The organism is Paenibacillus sp. cl130, from assembly GCF_900116035.1.
Classification (GTDB): Bacteria; Bacillota; Bacilli; order Paenibacillales; family Paenibacillaceae; genus Paenibacillus; species Paenibacillus polymyxa_B.
Map to the genome: position 1 here is coordinate 1271882 of NZ_FOYG01000001.1, position 25139 is coordinate 1297020.

Sequence of the window (25139 nt, forward strand, 5' to 3'; positions counted from 1 at the left end):
TACAACCTTGTTTATAGCTAAAGCAGGAAAATGGACGGCGATTATGTCAATCACCTTGTCTTTATTCACAGGCTCGCTGGTGATCTCGAGCAACCAGGCGCTTGCGGCTGATTGCTCGAGCGGTTATGTAGCGTTAACCTTCGACGATGGTCCCAATCCCTCTAACACCAAAGCGCTGCTTAGTGCTCTGAAGCAAAACGGTTTACGCGCGACGCTCTTTAATCTTGGACAAAACGCGCAGAATAATCCTTCGCTTGTACGTGACCAGCAAGCAGCAGGCATGTGGATCGGTAATCATTCATGGTCACATCCGCATATGACACAACTGAGCACATCGCAGATGTCATCGGAAATTACACGCACGCAGCAAATGATACAGTCCATTACTGGCACGGCACCAAAGTTGTTCCGTCCTCCGTATGGCGAGACCAACGCAACCCTCAAATCCATTGAGACCCAAAACGGTCTTACCGAAGTATTGTGGAACGTTGACTCCCAAGACTGGAACGGCGCCTCCACCGCACAGATCGTAGCTGCTGCGGGCAAACTTAAAAACGGCGATGTGATCCTGATGCATGATCAGTACCAGACTACACTCCAAGCTATTCCACAAATTGCACAGAACCTCAAAAACCGTAACCTTTGCTCTGGTATGATCTCACCAAGCAATGGCCAGGCGGTAGCGCCTGATGGCGGAAACGGCGAAACGCCGCCAAACAAAGGCACAAAAGTGGAAGCAGAGAATATGACCAAAGGCGGTCAGTACACTTCAAATATCAGCTCGCCGTTCAACGGAGTGGCTTTATACTCCAACAATGATTCAGTGAAATTCACACAGAATTTTACCAGTGGCACCCATAGTTTTTCACTCCGTGGTGCTTCAAATAATTCCAACATGGCCAAAGTTGACTTGAAAATTGGTGGACAAACGAAGGGTACCTTCTATTTCGGCGGGAGCAGTCCTGCGGTCTATACTTTAAACAATGTCAGCCATGGAACCGGAAATCAAGAGATTGAGCTTGTTGTAACAGCCGATGATGGGACATGGGATGCTTATATTGACTATTTAGAGATCATCTAATTTTAAAAAAACAAAATCCCGGCGGGATCTTCCCAGCCGGGATTTTTGTCGATATCCTTTTTACAACATTCTCAATGTAAAAATAACAAAATCTTGAAAATTGCAATCTGTTGTATAATGGCGGTTAACAACTAGAAATCGCTATAAAAATATTCATAAGAGATGCAGGTGATAGCGATGGAATGGTATTTTGCATACAAAGACGAATTGGAAAAAGTATTTCGTCAAGCGGAGGAACGGACGTCCACGTTTCCAGCTCCCTTTCAGCAAGAGGGTTTGGACTATCTGGCGCGTTTTAATCCGTTGAGGGAAGACAGCACGCGTAATTACATATGCTATTTGCTTCCATTTTGGCTGCAAGAACTCACCGGACTCCCCCCCGAAACATGCCGCAAGCTGTCACTTGGCAACGTGTTCGTCATGGCTCACTATTTAATTCAAGATGATGTGATGGACACAGCAGCAGACAACCGTAAAACGCAACTCGCGTTAAGCCAGCTATTCTATACCGAGTGTCTAAGCGTATATCGGGACCTTTTTCCGGCAACCTCTCCTTTTTGGTCATATGCCCGAACGTATATTGATGAATGGGCCGTTAGTGTGACATCCGAAGGAACAGAGGACTATTTTCAAGGGGAAAGAAATAAGGTCGCGCTGAAAGCAAGTCCATTAAAAATGGCCGGAACGGGTGCTTTACTGCTTGCAGGCCGTGCCGATCTGATCCAGATCATTACAGATATGACGGACTTGGCGCTACTCGTGCTTCAAATGTCGGATGATTGGGCGGATTGGTCAGAAGATTTGGTCGAACATAGCTATAACTGTCTTTTGTCCCATATCAGTGCCGAGCAGAAGACGGCTTACTGTGAAGGATTGGGACCCAAACAGATTCAGGAAGCGATTTATGTACGCGGTGCGCTCGCCAACTATGTGAACATTGCCGATCAAGCAGTCCAACAGTTAGAGACCCTGGAGCCTTCTATCCACGGCCTACGTAGTTTTGCACATTCTATCGCAGCGGAGCTGGGCGAAGTGGCGGCGGAAATTGAAGGCGGACGCTCGCATTTGAGAAGAGGCGGACTTGATTACTGGCTCTCCAAAAATATGAAATAATGCTAGATTTTTCTGAGTCTTTCGTGGTATACTGACTAGGTAAATATAACCAATTGAATGAGAGGGTGATTTTTGATGGCTACTGAAGTTCTTCAAACACAAGTCATTCAAAAAGCTTGGGAGGATGCCAGTTTCAGAGAGAAACTGATGACAGATCCCAAATCTGCAATTCGTGATGTGTTAGGAGTCGTGATCCCCGATCATATCCAAATCAAAACGTTAGAGGAAACGCCTGATCAGTTTTTTCTGGTAATTCCTCCAGACCCCTCCGGTGTACTCGCTGCATCCCAGAAACCTCGCTCGATGTGGTAAATTGGTTGTTAATGCTTATTTAATCTATATTCCTTAATCTCATGTGGGTGGGCTCAGCAAGCTTCCCTCCGTTTTCTCCGAATGCAAAAAAGCCGGATATTATCCGGCTACGGGGAAGCGGATGGTCGCTTCCGTTCCCACCCCTTTTGCACTTGTAAAAGTTATTTTTCCATTCATCGTTTCAATAATCCGAAAAGTCACCATCATCCCCAAACCCGTGCCTTTTGTCTTATTCGAGAAATAAGGCTCACCTAGTCTGGATAAAGTCTGAGCATCCATCCCTTCACCATTATCCCGAATATGAATGACAGCTTCTCCGTTGTCCACATAAGCCCATATATGAATATGACCCTGGTCTCGCAGCGCTTCAATGCTGTTTTTGATAATATTGATGAACGCCTGCTTGAACTTGGAGGAATTCCCGCGTACTTTGATTTCCTGGGGAATATCCAGTGAAATTTTTCCACCTTGCAAATTAGCCATTGGACTGATGATTCCTTCAATATGTTTGAATTCGTCCAATATGGTCAACGTTTTGGTTTGGTCAAACTCTGGCTTGGCAAAAGTCAAAAAATCAGTAATAATCGCGGAAGCTCGATCCAGCTCCTCCAGAGCGATATGTAGATAGTCTTTGTTTTTGCCATCCTCCTGCTTGCTCATCAACTGAAGAAATCCACGTGTAACCTGAAGGGGATTACGTACCTCATGAGCTACAGATGCAGCCAGATCGCTAATAATCTCCATTTTCTCCGAACGTTGAAGCTCATTATTGAACATCTCCAGTTCTCTGGAATACCGAACCACCTGCTTGTGCTTTTCTGCCAGTCTTCTGCCCAAAATCGCGATCAACGCCAGTACAAAACCGAACACGCCCCATTTCCACAAAAACATATTGTAGTGTCCGTCCAGAATAAAGAACCAGCTCAGTTCCCCGATAGAGATGACTGCAAAAAATGCAAAGCCTGTCGATAAAATGATCGCTTCGTGATCACCCTTAAGTGCCATGCGAACCGAAGCAAATACCAGCAGTATCATTAAGGCGACGAGTAATATACCCAGGATGACTACACTAAAAAAATAATATATATCGTTCAACCGCTCCTGTGCTCCTAAATTAACAATCATCATGGTAAAGCAGAACAAAGAGTAGGCGGTTAACACCTTTCTGAATTTGCGAATCAGTATAATCGAATTGATATTTTGCTCAAAAAAGTAGGCTAATGAAGGTAGCAGAATAAATAGTGCCACATCAAAAAGTTGTAAGTACAGCTTGCCATAGCCGCGATAGAATGTATACAAGAATGGTGAATACGTTACGATCATCAGACCAATAGACAATACAATCGCACTTAGGGACAGCCACATGGCCATACTCGGACGGAACAGAAAAAACGAGCAGATCAGTAATACCAGGGCGATAAAGATAAACGTACTGCCCAGTACAATATCTAAAACATCCATTCTGACCAAGGTTCCCAATAAATCACGATAATCACCGGTCATCACATTGCCGATAATGCCCAGTCTATTCTTACTGCTTTCCGTCCATATGTATAATGTTTTACCGCTGTCTTCCGGCTTCAGCGGAATCAGAATACGATTATTCTCATAATTGTACCCACGGTAGGATTCGTAAAAATTGGTCCCATCTTTATACAGCGTAATATGCCTGCCATAAATATTTTCAAAAAGTACCGCTGGCGTTTCATCATTTAACGAAGGTAACTTAATACGAATCCAGGCGGAGCCTATATTACCGGGCTGCCTAAGCAGTTGTGTATCATCTTCAATATGCATCCAGACCTTGCTGCGATCCTTTACCTCATCTAAAGAGCCATCCTCGTCTACCGCTCCCCATCTCATATCCCAGGAGGGTATTTTATAATCCCTTTCCGGGGTCATTTTGGCCGCATAGGCGGAGTGGCCCAGCGACAACAGCAACACAATGACCGCTAGCAGGGTGGCGACAGCTTTGGGCACATGCCTCATGTTAAGCACCTCAAAGTTACATAGTAGGATTTACAAGTTTGTATACGTTTTAACATTTTTTACGTCCTGAAATTATATTATTCTATACGATGATGTGCATACCTTCTTCATAAGAAGGGTATCATGTTCTTTTTACTCATTTTTTGTAAAATCTTCATATTGATTAATGATCATTTCCTGTTCGCGCCGCTCCTTCTGCTCTCTAAGCCCCAACCACGGTTCACAATCTTCATCTTCATAGATCGTCCAAATATCGGAAAATAAATAATCGCGTATTTCTACTATTTTTCCGGCTTGTCCGCCATCTGTCCAGTATAAGCCTTCCGGGCGCCGAATGAGGGTGCGGGAAAATCCCGGGGTAGATGCCTTTTGACCTACTCGGATACGACTAATCATCGGACCAAACATGTACCATTCCAATTCATATCCCTCCCTATCTTCTTTATCATATCACAGCAGTTACCAAAAAAACGCTAATTGAGAATGGGCATATCCCTATTCGCATGATTTTAACTTCCTACAGACACACTAACTCAAGGTTTAGCCGTTCTGCTGTTTGGGTAAGGTCGGAATAAGCAACAAAAAATAAAGGAGCTGAGCAACATGGCCAATCGTGATGATCGAGCTAATGAGCTACATGACAATGATTTTGAGCCTTCTCTGCAAAATGCAGAAACCAACTGGGAGAATCTGACGGAAGGGCCGGATACTCCTCTGGAGGACGTCCCAGATGCCGATGAACTGACACCGAACAGTCCTGTCGATCCTTCTGCTCCTGCTGAATTCCTGCATGGTACCGATTTGCTGAACGGTACGGATGGAGACGAAGAAGAGCAACTGGACAGCGACGATATGCTGGATTAACCACTTCATTTTATCAGGTGAAAGAAAACGGTTACCAATTCTGGTATGCGGGTAATGAAGTGTATAACAGAAAGGAGTTGACTGATCTCCTATGTATAAAGATCCGATGTCTCAGGCCGATATGGAGTATAAGCGCTACAAAACCTTGAATCCTGTGGAAGCAGACGAACGTAGGACCGCGGACAAGACAACTACAGATGATATTTCGGCCGAAGATAACCCACGAGGAGTCGCATCTGCGAAGCCCGAACCCAGGGATCAAGGAAAATGAAAGGGTCAATTAGAGAATGCAAAAAGGGTGCAACCTAAGCCACGCAGATGATACATGGCTTGAGTGCACCCTTTTTGTACTTCATATGTTTACAATGGCAGCAATGCTACTGTCGATTTAGCTTCCAATCCATCTACCATTTCGTTCCAGACAGCAGGCTTGTTCGGCAATACTGTATAGTACCGACGTATAAAAGCTGCCACCAATTTGGCGCTCACTTCTTCCACGCTATCATCCTCAGGCATAAAGCCTAAATTCAGCCCTTCTACTGCTACACCATCGTTATTCCAGGACGGATGTACGTAGTCCAGATCCAAACGCTTATAGCCCAGATGAGATAGCACCTCACGTCGCACGTACGGGTCCATTGGCTTGACACCACCAAAGGGATGCTCGTTGCCACGGTAAGGGTCATAGATTTCAGCAAACATCCCCTGTAACTGCTGTCCGCTGGCCTGAGCAAGCGCGTGCAAGTCATTCTGGCGTCGTGTCCAAAGAAAACGGCCAATGCCCAGTCCCGGTTGTCCGATGATCGTAAAATCTGTCATAGCTACATTAAAGTCCTCATAATAACGATACTCTGTTGCACCAACTACCTTATCATCCTGTACCGCAACAAAGACACGAATACCCGGGTCTTCCAGCGGTTCCTTCCACAGACTGTACTCCAGCACTTCCTCTGGTGGAAATACTTCCTGCATTAGCTGATGCATGCTCGCAAACAAGGGGTCTTCAATATGAGTAATGCGATGATATTCCATAGGATAGGACACGCTCCTCTACAATTAGTGATGGGTATGAAACGGATTTCGCCATTCCATGAGGGCAGCATAATTACGCGATTGTTCATCATCCAAATAATTCGGCAGGATACAAACAGGCACCCGTCCGCAACGAAGCAGAAAAGTTAATACCGGGTCCTTCAGCTCACCAGACACTACGGCATCCACATACGCTTCTGCGCTCAATTGGTCGGCATGATGCTGATAACTAGGCATACGCCCCGCGCCCAGCAAACGATCCAGTCTCCGTTCAATCACAAGATGATATAAGGAAAAAATCAGCCATTTGCCCAGACCCAATCTGCGGTAAGCAGGACGTACCGCCAAATCAATCACATACAGCGCCTTGCCGTCCTCACAATGCGTACGAATATAACCGTCATCTGCTACTTCCTCCCATGTATGCTGGGGATGTTCGGGGTTATAATGCATCAGTAGGCTGGTTACCGAACCCGCCAGTTCCCCCTCAATTTCCACACACAGCGCTCCATCTGCAAAATGCTCTGTCTGGCTAGCAATCTGCTCCCGGCTCCATAACAGCTCCTGCGGATAAGGTGGGGGGAAGCTCTCCTGCTGAATACGCAGCAATCCCTCATAATCGGCTGTAGAATAATTACGAATCACCGCCCGTAGCGGCCGATCGCCGTCAAAGATGAACCATTCTTTGCGATACATGGCTTATTTCCTTTCATTAGCTCCAGTCTGTGTATAAATCTGTTCTACGGTCACGCCAGGTTGTAACCGAGCCCCGCTCGCGCACATCGTACAACAGCTGCAAATCGAGATCTGCTGTCACAATCATATCGTTGTTCAGTTCACCCTCCACCATAATGCCGCGTGGCGGAAAAGGAATGTCATTGGGTGTAATGACTGCGGCTTGTCCATAATTGGCACGCATAAAATCAACCGTAGGCAAAGCGCCGACAGTTCCCGTTAAAACGACATACACCTGATTTTCAACCGCTCTGGCGTGGCTTGTATATCGTACCCGGTAAAATCCGTGACGATCGTCCGTACAGGAAGGACAGAAAATAATATCTGCTCCCTTGGCCTTCGCCATGCGAACGATTTCGGGAAATTCAATATCATAGCAGGTCAGCATCGCTATGGTGCCCTTGGACGTCTCAAACACATTCAGCCCCTCACCGGGAGCCATATTCCATTCATGCACCTCTGTCGGTGTAATGTGAATTTTGTCCTGAGTGGCCACACGCCCGTCCGGGTAAAACAAATGTGCCGTATTATATAAACGTTCGTTTCTCCTAACTACATGAGTGCCACCGATAATATGCATCCCGGTTCGACGTGCGAACGAAGTGAATAATTCAAGGTACCGGTCCGTAAAATCCGGCAGGTAGTTGATCGTCAGAGCTTTGCCTTCACTATCACCAATCGACATAAGCTGGGTCGTAAAAAACTCGGGAAACAGAACAAATTCCGCGCCAAATTCCTCCGCTGTTTTGATATAATGCTCCGATTGCAGGGCAAATTGCTCGAATGAGTCAATCGTATGCAGATGATATTGAACCGCCGATACTCTGATTTTGCTCATAATTCCTCCTCGGACATCACGTCTTTTAGATTGCAAGGGGGGCCCGTTGCTGTTCACATTATAACCGATTCAAAACGGTGCGAAAACTGAACCTGATAATCAGGGCTTGCCTTCTGCACCTACTTTGTTTAAAATAAGGTCAAATCTTTTGAATACCATGAACAAAGACAGTGACGGAGACAAGTAAACGTCTAACGGATTCCCACAGAAAGGTACGAATTGCTGAGAGCGTACCGCAATCCCGCGTTGAAATTCACTCCCGAGTCGAGCCTTGAACCGACAGAAGGATTCATTCCTTTGTCCGCAGTAGAGGTTTCCGGAAGCCCCCGTTACGGGCATCAAGCTCAGAAGTTACTGCCGTCGACTGAACGACGTTGACGATTCGTATGTATACTTCTGTAATTAGGGTGGTACCACGGCATTCGTCCCTTGCGACGAGTGCCTTTTTGTGTTATTTTCTGCAAGAAAAGTCTATGGGCTGACAGAAAAAACAAATTTAAATTCGGGAAGGATGTAGTACTGTATGTCTACAAATGAAAATTCTTTGGAGCTGCTGCGTGAACAGCTCGATGCTACAAATTTGCAATTGCTGGAGTTGCTGTCCCAACGCGCTGAACTGGCGGGACAACTTGGAAAATTGAAGGAAGCTCAAGGGGTACCTGACTTTGATCCGGTACGTGAGCAACAAATGTTGGACAAACTGATCGCGGCTAACCGTGGGCCTTTTGACGATGCTACGATTCGCCAGCTGTTCAAAAATATTTTCAAGGCTTCTTTGAACTATCAAAAAGAAGAACACAAAAAACATCTGATCGTTAGCCGCAAAAATCAACCGGATAGCACAGTTATCAAGGTTAAAGATACGCTGGTGGGCGGCAAAGCCTCCATCATGGTTGCAGGTCCCTGCTCGGTCGAAAGCTACCAGCAAACTCGCGAAGTAGGTGCGGCTCTCAAGGAAGCCGGTGTGCCGATTCTGCGTGGTGGTGCGTTCAAACCACGTACGTCCCCGTATGATTTCCAAGGGCTGGGCGTAGAAGGATTGCAAATTCTCAAACGTGTAGGCGACGAGTTCGGGCTGGCTACAATCAGTGAAATCGTCGATCCAAGACATTTGGAGGAAGCCATCCAATACATCGATATTATCCAAATTGGCGCGCGCAACATGCACAACTTTGAATTGCTCAAAGCTGCGGGTGAAACCAGAACTCCGGTTCTGCTCAAACGCGGACTGGCTGCCACAATGGAAGAGTTCCTTCATGCTGCTGAATACATTGTTTCCCGTGGTAACACGCAAGTCATGCTGATTGAACGCGGTATCCGTACGTACGAAAAATGGACGCGTAACACGCTGGATATTTCCGCTGTTCCGATTTTGAAAAAGGAAAGCCATCTGCCTGTATTGGTGGACGTGACTCACTCCACAGGACGTAAGGACATCCTGGCTCCTTGCGCCAAAGCTGCCTTGGCTGCTGGAGCCGACGGTATCATGGTGGAAGTCCATCCAAACCCAGCAGTCGCTTTGTCCGATGCTCAGCAACAGCTGAACATTCCTGAGTTCCACAACTTCCTGTCTGAAGTCAAAGAATCCGGTTTATTCAAAGCGTAAAACTAATTTTATGCCGGGATTCATAAACCGCTTTCATTTTCTCGGACAATGATGTAAAATTGAATCAGGATTGTGACTGATCATGCAGGCAAAACCTAAATGTATGTATGCTCGACTTTTGTTGAGACATATATATGTTTAGGTTTTTTTTATGCCTAATTCTTGAATAAAAAGAATACCTACATGGTTATAATCCTAAAAAAACATCATAGGAACGTTCAGAGAGGGGAACAGAAATGAGAGAAAGAAAAGGGTTAAGCATTTTTTTATTAGCCATGATTTGTATTTTGATCATCAGTGGCTGTAGTAGTAAGGCTCCCGCCGTTGTGAAGGATGAAAGCGCTGCTCCAACAGAAAAACAAACGGAAAATAAAGTAGAAAATAAAGCAACCAAGGCCAGAACGGTAATCACTACCGATGGAGAAGTAGATGATATGAACTCTGTCATTCGCTTTCTTCTTTACTCCAATGAAATGGATTTGTCGGGGATTGTACTGACTAGCTCCGTATATCATTATGCAGGTGATGAAAAGGCTGGCATCAAGCCATTTAGATGGACCGGAACACAATGGGTAACGGACATGATTGATGCCTACGGAGAGATTTATCCCAACTTAATCAAACATGCCGAGGGATATCCAAAGCCTGAATATATCAAGAGCGTTACCAAAATAGGTAACATTTCAAATAAAGGTGAAATGGACAAAGAAACGGAAGGCTCCAATTTCCTTAAAACACTTTTCCTGGACGATGACAAAAGAGATTTGTACGTACAAACTTGGGGTGGAACCAATACCACGGCCAGAGCTTTAAAGTCCATTGAAGACGAATATAAAAATACAGATCAATGGGAAACGATTCAAAAAAAAGTAAGTGATAAACTCGTACTGTACATCATTCTGGACCAGGACGATAGCTACAATAATTACATCGCTAAAAATTGGCCTGATATCAGAATTATCAATGATCAATCTAACTTCTGGCATTTCGCTTATGCTTGGAAAATGCACACAGAAGAAGTAAACAGCAAGTTGCACGGGGAATGGAACTTCAAAAATATTAAAGATGGTCATGGCAAGTTGCTCAATATGTATGCCTTGATGGGCGATGGCAATATCATCAAAGGCGAGTTGGATGAAGAACAAAGAGGCAGTGAAGCCTACTTAAAGAAAAATCCACAATACGACAAGTATGACTTTATTTCTGAAGGTGATTCTCCATCCTTCTTCTATTTAATTGATAACGGATTGCGGAGTATGGAAAACCCAACCTATGGTGGCTGGGGAGGTCGTTTCGGTGTCGTTAACGATAAATTATTTAGAAATACCGTGTTAGATTATGATGTGCATACGAAAAAATTCGAAGCAGAGTATTCTCTGATGCGTTGGTTTGATGATATTCAAAATGACTTTGCTGCTCGTGCAGATTGGGCTATTGCATCCGACTACAAAGATGCCAACCACAATCCAACGTTGACCATTAAAGAAGGATTAGACCTAACCGCTAGTCCAGGGGAGAAAATAACCCTGCATGCAGAAGGTTCAGATCCCGACGGTAATCAATTGACCTATAAATGGTGGAGATATTTTGAAGCAGACACGTATGAGGATTCTAAAGTAAAACCAGCACAAGTTAAACCTGAATTGCTGGGGGAAATGCAGCTTGGGCTTCATCGAGAAGTAGCTAAAGGCGAGAAAGTAAACACGATTGACTTGCAAGGTAGTGATACGAATGCAGTTAGTTTCACAGTTCCTGCAGATGCTAAGTCAGGGAATACGCTTCATATCATTGCAGAAGTACAGGACAATGGAAAACATCCTTTAAAGCATTATCAACGTGTGATTGTAACCGTAAAATAATTGAACACAACACCCAATAAAATTAGGCTCATGGAATAACACTCCATGGGCCTGTTTATTTTTGCACATCGGAACTCAGACAATCTCTATACACGTTTAATGCTTTTTTCAGTCAAAGGAACATAATATCCTTTGCCATTCGGACCCATAGCAAATTTATTGCGAAGATGAATTAGATTAGGGCCGAATTTCGCCTCTAATTGTTCACGGAACTCATATAGGATTTCCATGATATAAATATCATGAATAATCACTTCTGTAATCGGCATCACCAGACCCGGATGCAACGTCCATGCAGCGCGGCTGTCATCTCCAAGTGAAAGTATGCCAGCTACGACCTCCCTGTCGTCTACGCTAAGTACAATCCACCGACCACCAATTTCAGACGTAATCTCCTCACTCATATCATGGCGGTAAACAGTAGCGAAATCAAAATTAAGCTCCCCATACGCTACAATGATCACTTCAATTCCTTGTTGAGCGACTTGCTCTAAGGCATCTCGGAACACCTCGGCATCCTCTTTCCAAATTTCCAATAAAATTCGGTGTTTTGCTCCCTTTACCCCTTCATTTATGCGATTGATAATGGCTTCATACCCCGAAATATTCCAAATATTCTCTCTATTTTGAAATGATGCTGTGTACTGCTCCAAACTCTCTTGCGCCACATTGAAAATCTGCTCTGCTTTGCGTTTTCTCTGGGCAATCAATTCATGTGGCGGGAGCGGCACATACAGAGGCGTATTTTCTTGACTGACCATGATATCCCCACGGCTGACCATTCCAGACAAAACCTCGTAAATTTTGGATCTCGGTACCCCGGAATTCAATGAAACGGCGTATCCCGAAAGTGGAGAGCTTTCCAATAAGGTCACATAAGCCTTAGCTTCATATTCACTAAAATTCAAATCCCGTAGAATTTCTAATATATTTGGTTTTGGTTTCATGACGTCTTCTCCTCAATTCGTGTTCATCCTTACTATATCACTTCCCCTTGACAAAAACTGATATACACACTATCTTTTTAGTAACGTTTTTATAGTAGTCACTTTAGTAGCTACTATCATCATTTCACAGGGGATTACCTCAGGGAGGATTTAACTTGAACAAAGTCATAGCTCATCACAGCGAAAGCAGCCGGATTTACTACGGTTCTACGATTCTGGCCCTATTGATCTGGAGTACATCGTTTATTGCCACTAAAGCAGCCTACACGACGTTCCCCCCTCTTACCTTGGGTCTATCCAGATTTATTATAGCTTCCGTTGTGCTAGGTATCGTTTTGCTGATTAAAAAAGAACATATCAAAGTAAAGCCAAAAGATTTGGCTACGATTTCGTTTAGTGGTGTTTTGGGAATCACTCTCTATTTTTCAATGGAGAATATAGGGGTTAGCTTGACTACCGCTTCCAACGCAGCATTAATTGTTGCATCATATCCCGCAATTACATCGCTGCTTGAACTTATTTTGTATAAAGTGAAAATATCCAAATATAAAATTTGCGGCATAGCACTGGCCATGATCGGGGTATATTTCTTGACTTCAGTTGGCGAAAGTTCGGCTAATAAGAATCAACTAATCGGAAATTTAATATTGATTGGAACGGGTTTTGCGTGGGCGTTTTACACTTTCATGACGCGCAAGGTAGTGGACAAATATCCGCCTGTGACGTTATCTTTTTATCAAACTGTTGCAGGGAGTATCTTTTTTATACCGTTGGCTCTATTAGAAAAGGATAGTTGGCAGGCTCCGACAACAGGATCGTTTATGTTGTTAGTATATTTGGGCGTATTCTGCTCCGTTATCGCATTTTTGCTTTACAATTACGGATTAATCAAGCTGTCACCGAGCAGTTCCGTTTCTCTGATGAATTTGGTTCCGATATTTGGAGTCTTATTTTCTGTGTTACTTTTGCAAGAAACGATTACATGGCGCCAAATCATTGGTGGTTTGGTCGTCATTATAGGTGTCCTACTGAGTGCTCATCAAACGAACCGTACCTAAAATGATAGATTGCACACTAGTTATAAAAGTTAAGATAAGCATCGTTGTTATAGGTATTAGCGCTACAGTACAAGGGCGAGTGACCTCACCAAAAGTTTCTCGCCCAGTCGGTTGCATTTATGCAGTCGGCTTTTTTTCTTTTATATAAAAAAGGTGGTTATATTGATTGATGAGGTTATCCATAATTACAGACTGTCTGAGCACACTGGCATGATTAAAGCCATGTTTTGCTTGCAAAATATACAGCTTTTGACGAGCTTTCTCAAGCTGTTGACGCAAAATGTCGTCTCTTATCATAATATATCCCTCCTTGTCATATTATCAGTGTAGAGGGTTATGAATAAGTATACTAAAAGTAAAGGTTTGGGATAATTATCTAATAGCACAAAAAAAGACCTGCTCTATGAGCTCTAAGGTTGTCCTCTTAGACAATCCTGTGTGATTCGCTTATCCGGCAGAATGAATATCCTGATCCGTCACGTTCTTCCTGGCTGAAACCGGGAACACGTTTTTTCCCTTCGCCCATAGCAACAACGCTGCAAGCAGCAGTATGCCACCGTTTAACACAAAGATCCAGCGGATTGGCATCCAGCTGCCAAGCATACCGCCAATCAACGGCCCCGCCATGGTCGCGAGTTGAGTAGCTGATTGGCTCAAGCTAAAGGCTCGTCCGCGAAACTCCGGCTTGGTGACCTCCACAGTCATTGCGTTGATAGCCGGCATGACGGACGCATAAAACAATCCATATCCAAACCGAAGCGCACCAAAACCAACAAAGTTGGTTACAAAAAATTGTAAGATGTTCCCGATTCCCGAACCGATCAGTCCAATCAGCAGCACGTGTGCAAATCCGGTCCGGCCTCCAATCCGTCCCCATCGGGGAGCCATGAGCACCGCCGCAATACCAACGGCTGAGAATACAATCCCGGAACTTAAAGACGCCCGGCTACGGTCAACTCCCATTTCAAGCACATATACCGTAATTAACGGTTCCAATATCATGACGGAAAAGGTACTTAATCCCGCCAGAATAAGCAAAAAGCACAAAGGCCGATTAGCAATAGCCTCCTTGATATCATCACGAACATGCGAGCGGGTACTGGTTCCCTTGAAGCTGTCCTCTCTAGCGCCAAAAGTCGCGATTAACGCAGATACCAGCACAAGAGCTGCAGAGAAAAAAAAGGCATTTCGATTGCCATAATAATGGCTCACTACACCGCCAATCAGCGGACCTATAATGCTGCCTGTCGCCCCAGCGGTCGCCATAATACCGAGTGCATAGCCGGTTTTCTCCTCAGGCGAGCCCGTTCCGACCAGCGCAATCGCAGCAGGAATAAACCCGGATAGAAGGCCTTGAAACAACCGTACTCCTACGAACACATACGGATCTGTCACAAAAGCACATATCAGGTACAACACCGCCAGGCTAAAGCCTGAACGAATCAACATCGGCTTACGTCCATACTTATCTGCAAGCGAACCCCAAAATGGGGCAATCAGCGCGCTGGCTAAAAAAGTGACTCCAAAGGCAATCCCCGACCACAGTTCCAGATGATCATTTACGCCCATTTCCGTATTCAGAAAAATAGGTAAAAACGGAATAGACACGGAATAGGCCATGCTGCAAAACAATACTCCAATCCACAAAATGACCAGGTTTCGCTTCCAATATAGATGCATGATGCCACACGTCCCTTCTGCTCATTCCATTATTACCCTCTAAATTAGAAAAGTCTACCGCCCAGCTCATCCTTCAATCGTGGAACAACCGTGCAGAAGCTGATATAATCGAATGGAATGGAGATGATGACATGGCTAAGAAGAGAAATTCGTCTTCCCCTGCTCCTGCGGCTCAGGACAAACCTGCTACGTTAAAAGATCTGTTGAGTCAGGATGTGCTGAATAAGCTTAAGGCTCAAGCCAATGAAGCCCAAGCAGAACAGGACAAGCGTAAAGAAGACGAACGGCAGCGTGCCGTCGAAGCAAAAAAAGCTGAACAGAAGAAGCTGGATAACAACTTCGAGCATCTACTGAATAACAGCAATTTGGACTGGCACAAATATAAATAAGCCAAAACCACAACGGTTTTGGCCTATCTTTACGCTTTATGTTATAGCCAGTCACGAATATGTTGTACTGAGTACAGCACCCCTACCCAAACCGGCAGACTGAACGCCATACCCCATATGAGACCTTTCGCCAGCTTTTTGTCTACCTCCATCATGATCCTGCCCCTTTCCTTGGGAATAGCAGCAGTATGGGTCAAGAATACGGCTTTCAAACCCGTATTTCCTTATCCCCAGCAAAAAAGGTATGATAGAAAATGGAAAAGTGTTCTGCGCTGCCCCCAAACTATAATTTAGGATGTTACACCATCCAACCTTTCAGGAGGAATATCAATGAACCGAAAAACGATACGCCCATGGTACACGCTGTGCCTGCTGGCCATCATGCTCGTGCTGGTTGCTGGATGCGGCACAAAAGCGGCCGATGTGGAAGCTGCCAGCCGGACAAGCACTACAACTCCTGCTGCGACTAAAGACAAAAGCAAGGCTGTTTCCCATCCGATTGTCACGATTGTCATGAATGATGGCAAGAAAATTAAGCTTGAGCTGTATCCGGAAGTAGCACCGAACACGGTTAACAACTTCATTTCTTTGGTGCAAAAGGGAGCCTATAACGGTACCATTTTCCACCGTGTCATCCCAGGCTTTATGATTCAGGGTGGTGATCCGCAAGGTAACGGTACAGGTGGCCCCGGCTACAGTATCAAAGGCGAATTCAAGAGCAATGGTGTTAACAATACACTCAAACATACACGTGGCGTATTATCCATGGCCCGCTCAGCGGATCTGGATTCGGCCGGATCGCAATTTTTCATCATGGTTGCCGATGCGGACTACCTCGACGGTCAATATGCCGCTTTCGGTAAAGTAACGTCCGGGTTGGATGTGGTCGATGCTATCGTCAATTCCAAACGAGATAGCAATGACAAACCGATCAAACCGGCTACGATGAAAAAAGTCACTGTGGATACGCTGGGTAAAAAATATCCAGCTCCAGTCAAAGTAAAGTAAGACATCAAATCAGTCTTTCAAAACGGGATAACAGCAACGACCTTGTGCATACGCATGAGGTCGTTTTTGCTTATCCCCTGATGCTTTCTAAGCTGCTGTCTCTGTGATGTAGTAAGAGTATATACACAAAAGGAAGCGTTTTCAATCATTATTTTTAAAGTTTTTTACTGTTAAATGGGTCTGTCAGCGTTCGACAAAAAGCTACTAAATAAGCAGTAAATTCGTCTAATTGGACTTAGTCTCGACTGAACGAATACCTTCCATCTCTTGCAGCAGTGACAGCAGTTCCTCCACTCCCTCTGACCGGGACAGCTTTACAAGCATATGAATAACCAACTGCTCACCGTTATTGATGCGCTCGGCGTGAAAGCTGTGAATCGTCAGCTTCTTGTGCTCCAGCAGTTCTTTGATCCGATTCAGTACGCCCGGCTCATTGTCGACCTGAACAACTACTTGTCGCGTAGACGGGGTAGCCATCTGATAAAAACGACTATGGAGCAAGGACTGAGCCGCTAAAATAAACAGCGTTACACCTGCACCAAGCCCATACATCCCTGCACCTACGGCAATACCGATTCCGGCGGTAGTCCAGATGCCTGCGGCAGTGGTCAGTCCTTTAATTCTATTTTTTTGTGTAAAAATCATCCCTGCGCCGATAAAGCCGACTCCACTTATAACCTGTGCTGCTATTCTGGAAGGGTCCAGCGACAGGTTCGACCAGACGGTTTGATCCTGAAAACCATATTTGGATACCACCATCATGAGCGCTGCGCCAATACCGACAATGAAATGGGTGCAAATGCCCGCTTCTTTCATGCGACTTTTGCGCTCATAGCCAATTAAGGCGCCGCATAGTCCGGCAAACATGACCCGAATCAGGTAATCCCAATCCCACATACTTTTTTCACTCCACTATCGTTTATGTTTTGAAAAGATGCTGCTCCTCAAAAATATACAATTCTAAAATGCTATGGCAAATGAGCCGTTTATACAGCTGTTATTTTGTTATTACCCAAATTTTAAGGAACCCTCACTTCATCCTCTGGCAGATTGCGATGTAGCTTCCTCCCCTTGAGCAACCACAGCTCCGGTGTATCCTGTACACCATCAAGGCGCAAGCTGAACGCCTCTGCTGGTAAATTGTGTATACGCAGCAATAGACGGTTTCCGTCTGCTACGGCATCCACAAGCTCCAGCAACGTTAGTGAATCGTTTCTTAGGTGGCGGCTCACCTCGCGTGTTGTACCTGCTCTGTCCTCCCGGCTCCAAATACGCAGCTCATCTACAGACGGTGTGGCAATCCGCTTGCTGAAAGAAATAACTACCTCATCTTCGGCTGAACGTTCCGCCTTAAGCGGTTTGGGCGGCTCATCGTACATGTAACCACCCAAATGGTATTCATAGGCGGTCCAGGCGTCGTAGCCGCCCTCAAGGGCGGTAGCCCCAAACCGCTGCGTCCACTCGCGGTCACGTACCATACGCGCGAGGGAGCCAATATCCGCCTGCACCCCGAGGGGCAGGCCCGGATAAGCGGCCCGTATCGACTGCGCGATGCGAGCATAGCCCCGGGTATACTGTGGCGGTAGACGGCGGCGCATCCAGTCCGGCCAATGGGTCTGGAGTACGTGCATATCCGGGGCGACGCACCCGATCATAGCTACCGCGTCCAGCCCCTGCCATTCCCGCAGCTGGCCTGGGACATCGCCGCGTCCGCTCACAGCAAGCGACCATGTCGCCACGCAGATGTCCGGCCGGACATCACGCACACCGCCCGCGCCGTTCACCAGCTCGCTGATCAGGCCGTTCACGGCGTCCACACGCAGATCAACCCACTGCGCGTACAGCTTCGGAACCTTCCGGTAATAATTCCGCGCATGCTTGTCGCGGAAATCCGGAATGTTCTCACCACTGCGCTCGCGAAAGGCACGCTGTGCATGCGGCCCAACATCCCCGTACACTCCACTGCGCAGCCCGTTCCATTCGGGGAAATAAGGCTCCGCCACCTCGAACCCGTCGAACGGAATGTCGGTGACGAGCCGGGCAGCGGCTTTCTTTTTCCATTCCACATACTCCTGAGCAAAATGCGAAAGCCGCTGAAATCCGTCGTTTGGTTCGCGCAGCAGCTCCATGCGCCATTCTTTCCACTCTGGCGGCAGCTGGGACACGCCAAAAGAACCGTTGCCTAGCACCATCGCCCACACCGCTATGCCTCTGCGTTGAAAAGCAGCAACAAGCGCTCCATCCACTTCATTTTCACGCACGACAAAATAATGAACGGTCTGGTAGCCCGCAAGGGCGATCTCATCTGCTATACTGTCCCGCGAACGGTTGGCGTAATAGGGAAACAACGGATCGATTTGAATACTGGGGCCGTTCAGTGCCCACGGTTTCATTTTTCCGGTCAGTGCTATAGCGTCTGTCGATTCGGGTCGGTCATTTGCGTTATAGCTCAATTCGATCCACCTCCGTCACTCGGTCTTCTCCATACTTGTTCCTGCTATATGATTTTGCTATAAGTTCCTGCTGGTTCGCCTATGTTACCATATTTCGCAAATGGGATGAAATCCAGCTGTGACTGTTTCACCATCAACGTACAGAGGTATGGAATAACGAGTCAGGTTTAGTTTATGAACGGAATGGGAGGAATAGTCAATGGCAGAGCAGAGATTGCAAGGGAAGATAGCAGTGGTCAGTGGTGGAGGTTCAGGGATCGGCAAGGCGACCGCGATCCGTTTTGCAGAACAAGGCGCCAAGGTGGTCATGCTGGATCGGACACCCAAGCATGCAGAGGAGACCAAAGCAATCATTGAGCAGGCTGGCGGCGAGGCACTTGTACTGGAATGTGATATTTCCAAGCCGGACATGATTCAGCAGGGGTTCGCTAAAGTCGTGGAAACGTACGGAAAGCTGGACATAGTATTCGCCAACGCAGGCATTAACGGCACCATGGCCCCTATTGAGACACTGGAACTGGAGGAATGGGACCGCACGATGAACATCAATCTTCGCGGCACCTTTGCTACCGTTAAATATGCCGTCCCTTACCTGAAAGAACGCGGCGGCAGCATTATCATTACCAGCTCCATCAACGGTAATCGAACCTTTTCAGGTATTGGATTCTCAGCCTACGCCTCCACCAAGGCAGCTCAGGTTGCTTTTATGAAAATGGCAGCGCTGGAGCTGGCACGTTACAAAATTCGGGTCAACGCGATATGCCCGGGAGCTATCGACACGGAAATTGACGATAACACGTACCCTTCGGAAGACTTGAAGCAGGTACAAATTCCAGTCGAATTTCCGAAGGGCGGAGAGCATCCGCTAGAGGATGTCCCTGGTGAGCCAGAGCAGGTTGCCAATCTGGTCCTGTTTCTCGCCTCAGACGAGTCATCTCATGTATCGGGTACGGAAATTTATGTAGACGGAGCAGAATCACTACTGCGTTAAGTATTAGAATGGGGAACGTTATACCCATGTGTACTACTGTTTAGGCATTCTTAGCAGCCTTATCCCTGGTCATATACTTGTGGAATAGGCTGCTTTTATATCGCTTTACAACGGCTTTATATCGACCTGTCAGCACCATGCAGAGCTCCTTTGCGAAAGCGGACATACAGCCTGCCTCCTGGAAGCACCTCGAACAACAGCATCAGAAGCGAAAAGAACAGCAGTGCAATGGCTTCTTCTGCCAGAATGTACAGAGGATATGGCCCCAAAACATCCAATATCGACGGTGTCGACGGCTTTCCAGCTAGAAACATGTAGTTAGCACCGAGAGCATCGTCTACGATCCACACCATCAGCGCCAAGCCATTCAGAAAAAGCATCACTCCTCCCACACTCTTCCACGTCGGTCGGAGTTCTTCTATCCAGGTCATATACAAGGCTGCCAAAATAATAGCACTATGAGCTACGAAAAAATGGATAAAACGATAATGCGGAAATGCGTATGCCAAATTAGGCGTCAGTACGGCTTGGAGCGCCCCTCCAATTCCGGCAAAAAGGATGATCGGATATAACCAGCGGCTTCGAAAAATAAGCATCAGGATAGACAGCAGCAGTGTCACACTGCACAGTTCTAATGGCAATGAGGTCTGGACATCCCAAATATGCTGCATCACATACCAAATATTCAGAGTCACCTCTGACAGAATGAGGAATGTAATTAACAACCAGCGAATTCCCTCGCTTACAGGCTTGTTCGATCGAATCCATCCCCGAGTCAGCCACAGCATCAAAGCGCATACAATGAGTCCCAATATAGCCAACCCATGTGACGGAGTAAAAGCCTCGAACCCTTCTGGCGCATTGGCATCAAACCAAGGCCCTGACCACGACCTATCCATAGCTAGCCCCCTTTGATCTCTTTCTCTCTTCGTTGCATTCTATTTTATACCCAATAGCCGATTATGTTCTAGCCGTGTTTCTTGCTTGTTCAATACCTTACCTTTATGATAAAAGATATTATATTTAAAGGAGAACCCTCATGGCCATTAATCGCCGATTAATTACAGATCAGGATTTCAATGAGGCACTGGAACGTCATCTTCGTGTCCGAGTATTTCAGGATGACCAATTGATTGGCTCTGGCGGAATCATAATCCGTTTCGACGATCAAACCATCGTCGTGCAATCCAGCGTCAGTGATCTGGCTTACCACCCCAGAAAACAATGTGAGTTTTTTGAAATTAAAAAATAGCCACTACACACCGGGGAACCATTTTGCTTCGTTTTCCGGTGTGTAGCGGCTATATTTTGTTTGTATATATCATGCCTCACATGACGGTTTCTGTTATAGTTGCATTCCCCGTGTTTTCATCATGAGTTTATTCGTAAGCACTTTCAAATCCTCGGAAGAAGACGAAATTTCCTGCATAATTGCTGTCTCCTCATGAGCAGCTGTATAAATTTTGTGAGCTCCTTCAGAGAAGGCCCCTGACATTTGCTGAATACGATGGATCTGCTCAAAGGTTTGATCTACCCGGTTCGTCTGCTCCGTCACGGCTTCTTCCATTAAACGGATGCTCTCGACAAATTCACGTACAATAGCGTTCAAACGGTTCAGCGTCTGATCCACAGAGCTTGTCCGTTCCGCCTCAGCACTGACCAATGACGTCTGCTGATGCATCAACTGCACTGTCTCTACGATTTGTGACTGGACACGGCTAACGATGGCATTTATTTGCTGCACAGACTCCGTACTTTGGGCAGCAAGTGCGCGAATTTGGTGAGCCACTACAGCAAACCCGTTCCCTTCTTCTCCCGCACGCGCCGCTTCTATGGAAGCATTTAACGCCAGCAAATGGGTCTGTTCCGCAATATCCTTCACGGTGCTTGTAATCGCTTCAATTTGGGAAGCTTCTTTTTCCAGTCGGGCAATTACCTGCTGCGAACGACCATGTGATGCTGTCAGCTCTCCCATTCCATCCATCAGGGATGAAAATACGGTCTGCGTCGAATCTACTGAATGCTCCATATGGCCTGACAGTTCCAGCATATGCCCCGATTTGCTACGCATCATTTTAAAATCGCCCAGCATTCGGTCTGCTGTTTTAATAGATTGGGCAGATGCTTGCTTTTGCTGCTCCACGCCATTCAAAATATCTTCTACCACCGAAGACATGGACTCAATTTGTGTGGTAGCCTGCACAATAGCCAAGCTCAGATTTTCCGCACTTTGCGAAGTTGTTCTGGTGCTGTACGAGATCTCATTGAACATATCTTTAATGTTCAGCATCATATGCCGAAATGCATCATACAGAACTTTAATTTCATCCTCCGAACGACGTTCAGGAATCACAACAGACAGGTTCCCCGCCGAGGCTTCCTCTGCCGCCTTTGCCAACCTAACAATTGGCCGTGTGAGTAATTTTGAGATCAACCAGCCCAAAATGCCACTCCACAGAACACCCAATAACAGAATGATCGAAGTGTACACCCATTCTTGTGTACCTTGAGCAAGCCAGTCCTTGAGTACAAAAATAAAAAAAGCGCTTGTTCCATAGGTTATTGCAGAAATTGAGACAAATGCAGTAACCATTTTCGTACCTAGTGACATCTTCATGTACTGTAGCCCACCCCAAAAAACTCAAATTTGATTCCATTTTACCATAAAATTGCTACATTTCTAGTAGTATTTTTCATAGACAGATATATTCATGAGCATAAAGATACAGAGTCTTAAGTCCCCTATCCTAATCACAAAAAACAATATGTTACCAGGTAGCAGCTTGCATCTTAAAACGGACGAATCGCGCTGTCACAAGCTTTACAGGCCATTCGTCACATCTTAAGCGAGCTGTTACTCGACAAAGTCATTTTCCATTATTAAAAATCATTGTCATTTTTCTGTTCAACGACTGCTTTCTTAATCGCTTCAATTGTGTCTATTTGGTGACTGTTTTTTTCCAGTACGGTAAACTCCCATAAACCGATGGTCAGCTTCTCTCCTTGCTGGATATCAAAACGCTCTGAAAGCATCCATCCCCCAATTGTATATACGTCCCCGGCCTCAATATCCGTCTCCAAGCGTCGATTGACCTCATGAATGAGCGCCTGTGATTTGAGTATGTAACGATGATCATCTGTTTTTGTAATGAGTGGAGTTAACGCTGCGGGGGTTTCGGTGTCGGTATAGGAAGGAATGTCTCCAACAATCTCCTCCATAATGTCCTCCAGTGTGACAAGTCCAGATGTTCCACCATATTCGTCCACCAGCACCGCTACTGGAATGCGTCGTTTTTGCATCTGAATCAGCAGATCCCGAGCCTGAACCGTCTCGATAACCTGAAGCACCGGGTGAATATAAGAAGCCATCGTCGTATTCCCTGTGCTGTGCCCACGTGCCAAATCATGCAGGGCTTCCTTGACGCGAATCATCCCGATAATACGATCCCGGTCGCCATGTTCAGCTACAGGTAGAAAATTATAAACTTTGTCCTCGATCAGCTCCATAAACTCGGCCACTGTTGCCTGGTGGGAGATGGAACGGATGTGGATGCGCGGTACCATAATTTCCTGCGCCGCACGGTCGTCAAAATCAAATACATTGTTCAGATATCGATATTCTGTCGGTGTAATTTCACCACTACGAAAGCCTTCAGATAACGCCAAACGAAGCTCGGCTTCACTGAGTGCCGCATCTTCTTCAGATACCCTTTTGAGCCCGAAGAGACCCGTAATGACACGCGATGAACGACTGAGCACCCAATTCAGGGGATAGGTCATTTTATAGAATATCGTGATCGGACGGGCAAAAAACAATGCCATTGGTTCAGCAATCTGTATGGCGAATGTTTTCGGTACCAGCTCCCCAATGACCACCTCGAAATAGGTCAAGATTAGAAAAGCCAGCAAAAAGGAGAGCACTCCCGTCAGGCCTGCTGGAATATGAGCCAACACAAACAGGGGATGTAGCAGATGTTCAACAGTAGATTCCCCTAGCCAGCCTAGCGCCATTGAGGTTAATGTGGTTCCGAGCTGACAAGCAGATAAATACTCGTCCAGCCGAGACAGAATGTTTTTAACGGCTTTCGCATTTTTGTTGCCTTCAGAGGCCAATTGATTGATGCGAGATACTCGCACACGAATAATGGAATACTCCGAGGCCACAAAAAAAGCAGTTAATGCGATAAGTAATATAACCAGAATGATATTTATCGTTTCCATAGCCCTCTCTTGCTCCGTTCATAGCGAAGCAAAAAGTACCCCCTTTGACATTCATTTTTGGATGGAACCATAACATAAGTAATGATGTCCATAATCGTGTATTACCCAAAAATGACAAGGAGTAGACTATGTATGCCCCTGTTAGCAAATCGCCAGCGGACTCTTTTGCACAATATCTATCCATTGATCAGCTATCAACTGATGCCCAACCGCTGTCGGATGAACCCCGTCATGCAGCCAATAGGAGGCGTCCGCCTGGGTAGCGGCTTCGTTCAACATGCTCTGGAGCGGCACAAATACGGCCCCAAATTCGTCCGCAAGCTGACGTACAATACGCTGGTATCCCGTTATTTTTTCTTGCCAAATGTCCCATCGCGCCTCGGTAGCTCCCGTTTTCAAAATAAACGGCTCGCACAGCACGAGTCCCAGATCAGGCATCACTTCACGCGTTTCTTCCAGAAGGTGGCGATAGGCTCGTTCAAATCGGTCCGTCACCCCGGACGGCTCCTGCTCCACGATCCGCCAGGCGTCGTTCACTCCGATTAGAATACTGAGCAGGTCCGGCTTCAGGCTAAACGTGTCCTCATTCCAACGTGCATACAAATCCGAAACTCGATCCCCCGAAATTCCCCGGTTCACAAACTCTGGCTGCGTGGTAGTCAAACGGCTCCCCAACGCACCTGCGATCAGATACACATAGCTCTGACCCAGCCAATGGTTCGCGTCCTCATTTCGTCCCCTTCCTCCGTCTGTTATAGAATCTCCCTGAAAAAGAATACGTGCATGTTCTGTACTCGTCATCTTCCTAACTTCCTCCTTCGCATTTTCCAATAATACCCTTATCATACCTCGCAGCTTCTAAATTATAAAGCGGTTTCAAAACATAGAAGAATTATAGATTTGCCATATGGCCGGATTCACTAGCTTTAATTAGGGTAGGAATCCGGTGGCAAAGGCGATCAA

Annotated in this window: 25 protein-coding genes and 1 other annotated feature; of the genes, 11 read left to right on the top strand and 14 right to left on the bottom strand. The window is 46.1% G+C overall.

The annotated features are described in order from the left end of the window. Positions 1 to 7 precede the first annotated feature (7 nt). From BM358_RS05810 to BM358_RS05820, 3 genes are all read left to right on the top strand, one after another. On the top strand, positions 8 to 1081 hold the full coding sequence (locus BM358_RS05810; protein WP_028543183.1) for a polysaccharide deacetylase family protein: 1074 nt from the start codon (positions 8 to 10) through the stop codon (positions 1079 to 1081). A 177-nt stretch (positions 1082 to 1258) separates the two neighbouring features. Further along, positions 1259 to 2194 carry a hypothetical protein gene (locus BM358_RS05815; RefSeq protein ID WP_028543184.1) on the top strand — a complete coding sequence of 312 codons (936 nt, stop codon included), beginning with the start codon at positions 1259 to 1261 and terminating at the stop codon, positions 2192 to 2194. A 75-nt stretch (positions 2195 to 2269) separates the two neighbouring features. Continuing rightward, complete coding sequence (locus BM358_RS05820; protein WP_013309068.1) at positions 2270 to 2506, top strand: NHLP leader peptide family RiPP precursor; 237 nt, start codon at positions 2270 to 2272, stop codon at positions 2504 to 2506. Positions 2507 to 2605: 99 nt separating this feature from the next. Here BM358_RS05820 and BM358_RS05825 read toward each other — a convergent pair whose 3' ends face one another. Both BM358_RS05825 and BM358_RS05830 read right to left on the bottom strand, forming a co-directional pair. Continuing rightward, positions 2606 to 4495, bottom strand: a complete 1890-nt coding sequence (locus BM358_RS05825; protein WP_028543185.1) for a sensor histidine kinase — start codon at positions 4493 to 4495, stop codon at positions 2606 to 2608. A gap of 132 nt (positions 4496 to 4627) precedes the next feature. Continuing rightward, complete coding sequence (locus BM358_RS05830; RefSeq protein WP_023987328.1) at positions 4628 to 4915, bottom strand: hypothetical protein; 288 nt, start codon at positions 4913 to 4915, stop codon at positions 4628 to 4630. Between the two features lie 183 nt (positions 4916 to 5098). Here BM358_RS05830 and BM358_RS05835 point away from each other — a divergent pair, with 183 nt between their 5' ends. After that, positions 5099 to 5359, top strand: a complete 261-nt coding sequence (locus BM358_RS05835) for a hypothetical protein (protein WP_023987327.1) — start codon at positions 5099 to 5101, stop codon at positions 5357 to 5359. 360 nt (positions 5360 to 5719) lie between these two features. Here BM358_RS05835 and BM358_RS05845 read toward each other — a convergent pair whose 3' ends face one another. The 3 genes from BM358_RS05845 to BM358_RS05855 are packed head-to-tail and all read right to left on the bottom strand — an operon-like array spanning position 5720 to position 7964. Beyond that, positions 5720 to 6391: a hypothetical protein gene (locus BM358_RS05845; protein ID WP_028543187.1), complete on the bottom strand. Its 672-nt coding sequence runs from the start codon at positions 6389 to 6391 to the stop codon at positions 5720 to 5722. 24 nt (positions 6392 to 6415) lie between these two features. After that, positions 6416 to 7087 carry a GNAT family N-acetyltransferase gene (locus tag BM358_RS05850; protein WP_023987324.1) on the bottom strand — a complete coding sequence of 224 codons (672 nt, stop codon included), beginning with the start codon at positions 7085 to 7087 and terminating at the stop codon, positions 6416 to 6418. A gap of 16 nt (positions 7088 to 7103) precedes the next feature. Beyond that, on the bottom strand, positions 7104 to 7964 hold the full coding sequence (locus tag BM358_RS05855; protein WP_028543188.1) for a carbon-nitrogen hydrolase family protein: 861 nt from the start codon (positions 7962 to 7964) through the stop codon (positions 7104 to 7106). 161 nt (positions 7965 to 8125) lie between these two features. Then, positions 8126 to 8397 (top strand) — a binding site (T-box leader). 90 nt (positions 8398 to 8487) lie between these two features. On the opposite strand from BM358_RS05855, the gene BM358_RS05860 reads away from it, so the two are divergent. Together BM358_RS05860 and BM358_RS05865 are read left to right on the top strand one after the other, a co-directional pair. Beyond that, complete coding sequence (locus BM358_RS05860; protein WP_013309063.1) at positions 8488 to 9570, top strand: bifunctional 3-deoxy-7-phosphoheptulonate synthase/chorismate mutase; 1083 nt, start codon at positions 8488 to 8490, stop codon at positions 9568 to 9570. Between the two features lie 236 nt (positions 9571 to 9806). Beyond that, positions 9807 to 11429 carry a DUF1593 domain-containing protein gene (locus tag BM358_RS05865; protein WP_023987322.1) on the top strand — a complete coding sequence of 541 codons (1623 nt, stop codon included), beginning with the start codon at positions 9807 to 9809 and terminating at the stop codon, positions 11427 to 11429. Positions 11430 to 11515: 86 nt separating this feature from the next. Here the strand turns inward: BM358_RS05865 and BM358_RS05870 are convergent, their stop codons facing one another. After that, entirely contained in the window at positions 11516 to 12376 is an 861-nt protein-coding gene (locus tag BM358_RS05870; protein ID WP_028543189.1) for a TrmB family transcriptional regulator, read from the bottom strand. Between the two features lie 155 nt (positions 12377 to 12531). On the opposite strand from BM358_RS05870, the gene BM358_RS05875 reads away from it, so the two are divergent. Continuing rightward, a complete protein-coding gene (locus tag BM358_RS05875) occupies positions 12532 to 13434 on the top strand; it encodes a DMT family transporter (protein WP_028543190.1) in 903 nt (300 codons plus the stop codon). 117 nt (positions 13435 to 13551) lie between these two features. On the opposite strand, the gene BM358_RS05880 is transcribed toward BM358_RS05875, so the two are convergent. After that, positions 13552 to 13731, bottom strand: a complete 180-nt coding sequence (locus BM358_RS05880) for an aspartyl-phosphate phosphatase Spo0E family protein (protein ID WP_025723205.1) — start codon at positions 13729 to 13731, stop codon at positions 13552 to 13554. 150 nt (positions 13732 to 13881) lie between these two features. Continuing rightward, on the bottom strand, positions 13882 to 15114 hold the full coding sequence (locus BM358_RS05885) for an MFS transporter (protein ID WP_023987318.1): 1233 nt from the start codon (positions 15112 to 15114) through the stop codon (positions 13882 to 13884). A 131-nt stretch (positions 15115 to 15245) separates the two neighbouring features. On the opposite strand from BM358_RS05885, the gene BM358_RS05890 reads away from it, so the two are divergent. Continuing rightward, a complete protein-coding gene (locus tag BM358_RS05890) occupies positions 15246 to 15503 on the top strand; it encodes a YqkE family protein (RefSeq protein WP_023987317.1) in 258 nt (85 codons plus the stop codon). Positions 15504 to 15833: 330 nt separating this feature from the next. Beyond that, positions 15834 to 16511 carry a peptidylprolyl isomerase gene (locus BM358_RS05895; RefSeq protein ID WP_023987315.1) on the top strand — a complete coding sequence of 226 codons (678 nt, stop codon included), beginning with the start codon at positions 15834 to 15836 and terminating at the stop codon, positions 16509 to 16511. 225 nt (positions 16512 to 16736) lie between these two features. Here BM358_RS05895 and BM358_RS05900 read toward each other — a convergent pair whose 3' ends face one another. Continuing rightward, positions 16737 to 17408, bottom strand: a complete 672-nt coding sequence (locus tag BM358_RS05900) for an MgtC/SapB family protein (RefSeq protein WP_028543191.1) — start codon at positions 17406 to 17408, stop codon at positions 16737 to 16739. 122 nt (positions 17409 to 17530) lie between these two features. Continuing rightward, on the bottom strand, positions 17531 to 18904 hold the full coding sequence (locus tag BM358_RS05905; RefSeq protein WP_049828524.1) for a hypothetical protein: 1374 nt from the start codon (positions 18902 to 18904) through the stop codon (positions 17531 to 17533). A gap of 259 nt (positions 18905 to 19163) precedes the next feature. Here BM358_RS05905 and BM358_RS05910 point away from each other — a divergent pair, with 259 nt between their 5' ends. Beyond that, entirely contained in the window at positions 19164 to 19955 is a 792-nt protein-coding gene (locus BM358_RS05910) for an SDR family oxidoreductase (protein WP_028543193.1), read from the top strand. 116 nt (positions 19956 to 20071) lie between these two features. Here the strand turns inward: BM358_RS05910 and BM358_RS05915 are convergent, their stop codons facing one another. Continuing rightward, on the bottom strand, positions 20072 to 20854 hold the full coding sequence (locus BM358_RS05915; RefSeq protein WP_028543194.1) for a YwaF family protein: 783 nt from the start codon (positions 20852 to 20854) through the stop codon (positions 20072 to 20074). A gap of 140 nt (positions 20855 to 20994) precedes the next feature. Between BM358_RS05915 and BM358_RS05920 the strand changes: the two genes are divergently transcribed. Next, positions 20995 to 21207 carry a hypothetical protein gene (locus BM358_RS05920; protein ID WP_013309048.1) on the top strand — a complete coding sequence of 71 codons (213 nt, stop codon included), beginning with the start codon at positions 20995 to 20997 and terminating at the stop codon, positions 21205 to 21207. Between the two features lie 93 nt (positions 21208 to 21300). On the opposite strand, the gene BM358_RS05925 is transcribed toward BM358_RS05920, so the two are convergent. The 3 genes from BM358_RS05925 to BM358_RS05935 all read right to left on the bottom strand — a co-directional run bounded on the left by BM358_RS05925 (position 21301) and on the right by BM358_RS05935 (position 24977). Then, entirely contained in the window at positions 21301 to 22572 is a 1272-nt protein-coding gene (locus BM358_RS05925) for a methyl-accepting chemotaxis protein (RefSeq protein WP_023987309.1), read from the bottom strand. Positions 22573 to 22835: 263 nt separating this feature from the next. Next, entirely contained in the window at positions 22836 to 24176 is a 1341-nt protein-coding gene (locus tag BM358_RS05930) for a hemolysin family protein (protein WP_025723741.1), read from the bottom strand. 141 nt (positions 24177 to 24317) lie between these two features. Further along, positions 24318 to 24977 carry an SGNH/GDSL hydrolase family protein gene (locus BM358_RS05935; RefSeq protein WP_028543195.1) on the bottom strand — a complete coding sequence of 220 codons (660 nt, stop codon included), beginning with the start codon at positions 24975 to 24977 and terminating at the stop codon, positions 24318 to 24320. Between the last annotated feature and the right edge of the window lie 162 nt (positions 24978 to 25139).

Bases quoted from the DNA above. Each gene is read 5' to 3' on its own strand.
- BM358_RS05815 (WP_028543184.1), top strand. From the start codon at position 1,259: ATGGAATGGTATTTTGCATACAAAGACGAATTGGAAAAAGTATTTCGT.
- BM358_RS05820 (WP_013309068.1), top strand. From the start codon at position 2,270: ATGGCTACTGAAGTTCTTCAAACACAAGTCATTCAAAAAGCTTGGGAG.
- BM358_RS05825 (WP_028543185.1), bottom strand. From the start codon at position 4,495: ATGAGGCATGTGCCCAAAGCTGTCGCCACCCTGCTAGCGGTCATTGTG.
- BM358_RS05835 (WP_023987327.1), top strand. From the start codon at position 5,099: ATGGCCAATCGTGATGATCGAGCTAATGAGCTACATGACAATGATTTT.
- BM358_RS05845 (WP_028543187.1), bottom strand. From the start codon at position 6,391: ATGGAATATCATCGCATTACTCATATTGAAGACCCCTTGTTTGCGAGC.
- BM358_RS05850 (WP_023987324.1), bottom strand. From the start codon at position 7,087: ATGTATCGCAAAGAATGGTTCATCTTTGACGGCGATCGGCCGCTACGG.
- BM358_RS05855 (WP_028543188.1), bottom strand. From the start codon at position 7,964: ATGAGCAAAATCAGAGTATCGGCGGTTCAATATCATCTGCATACGATT.
- BM358_RS05860 (WP_013309063.1), top strand. From the start codon at position 8,488: ATGTCTACAAATGAAAATTCTTTGGAGCTGCTGCGTGAACAGCTCGAT.
- BM358_RS05865 (WP_023987322.1), top strand. From the start codon at position 9,807: ATGAGAGAAAGAAAAGGGTTAAGCATTTTTTTATTAGCCATGATTTGT.
- BM358_RS05870 (WP_028543189.1), bottom strand. From the start codon at position 12,376: ATGAAACCAAAACCAAATATATTAGAAATTCTACGGGATTTGAATTTT.
- BM358_RS05880 (WP_025723205.1), bottom strand. From the start codon at position 13,731: ATGATAAGAGACGACATTTTGCGTCAACAGCTTGAGAAAGCTCGTCAA.
- BM358_RS05885 (WP_023987318.1), bottom strand. From the start codon at position 15,114: ATGCATCTATATTGGAAGCGAAACCTGGTCATTTTGTGGATTGGAGTA.
- BM358_RS05890 (WP_023987317.1), top strand. From the start codon at position 15,246: ATGGCTAAGAAGAGAAATTCGTCTTCCCCTGCTCCTGCGGCTCAGGAC.
- BM358_RS05895 (WP_023987315.1), top strand. From the start codon at position 15,834: ATGAACCGAAAAACGATACGCCCATGGTACACGCTGTGCCTGCTGGCC.
- BM358_RS05900 (WP_028543191.1), bottom strand. From the start codon at position 17,408: ATGTGGGATTGGGATTACCTGATTCGGGTCATGTTTGCCGGACTATGC.
- BM358_RS05905 (WP_049828524.1), bottom strand. From the start codon at position 18,904: ATGAAACCGTGGGCACTGAACGGCCCCAGTATTCAAATCGATCCGTTG.
- BM358_RS05910 (WP_028543193.1), top strand. From the start codon at position 19,164: ATGGCAGAGCAGAGATTGCAAGGGAAGATAGCAGTGGTCAGTGGTGGA.
- BM358_RS05915 (WP_028543194.1), bottom strand. From the start codon at position 20,854: ATGGATAGGTCGTGGTCAGGGCCTTGGTTTGATGCCAATGCGCCAGAA.
- BM358_RS05920 (WP_013309048.1), top strand. From the start codon at position 20,995: ATGGCCATTAATCGCCGATTAATTACAGATCAGGATTTCAATGAGGCA.
- BM358_RS05925 (WP_023987309.1), bottom strand. From the start codon at position 22,572: ATGAAGATGTCACTAGGTACGAAAATGGTTACTGCATTTGTCTCAATT.
- BM358_RS05930 (WP_025723741.1), bottom strand. From the start codon at position 24,176: ATGGAAACGATAAATATCATTCTGGTTATATTACTTATCGCATTAACT.
- BM358_RS05935 (WP_028543195.1), bottom strand. From the start codon at position 24,977: ATGACGAGTACAGAACATGCACGTATTCTTTTTCAGGGAGATTCTATA.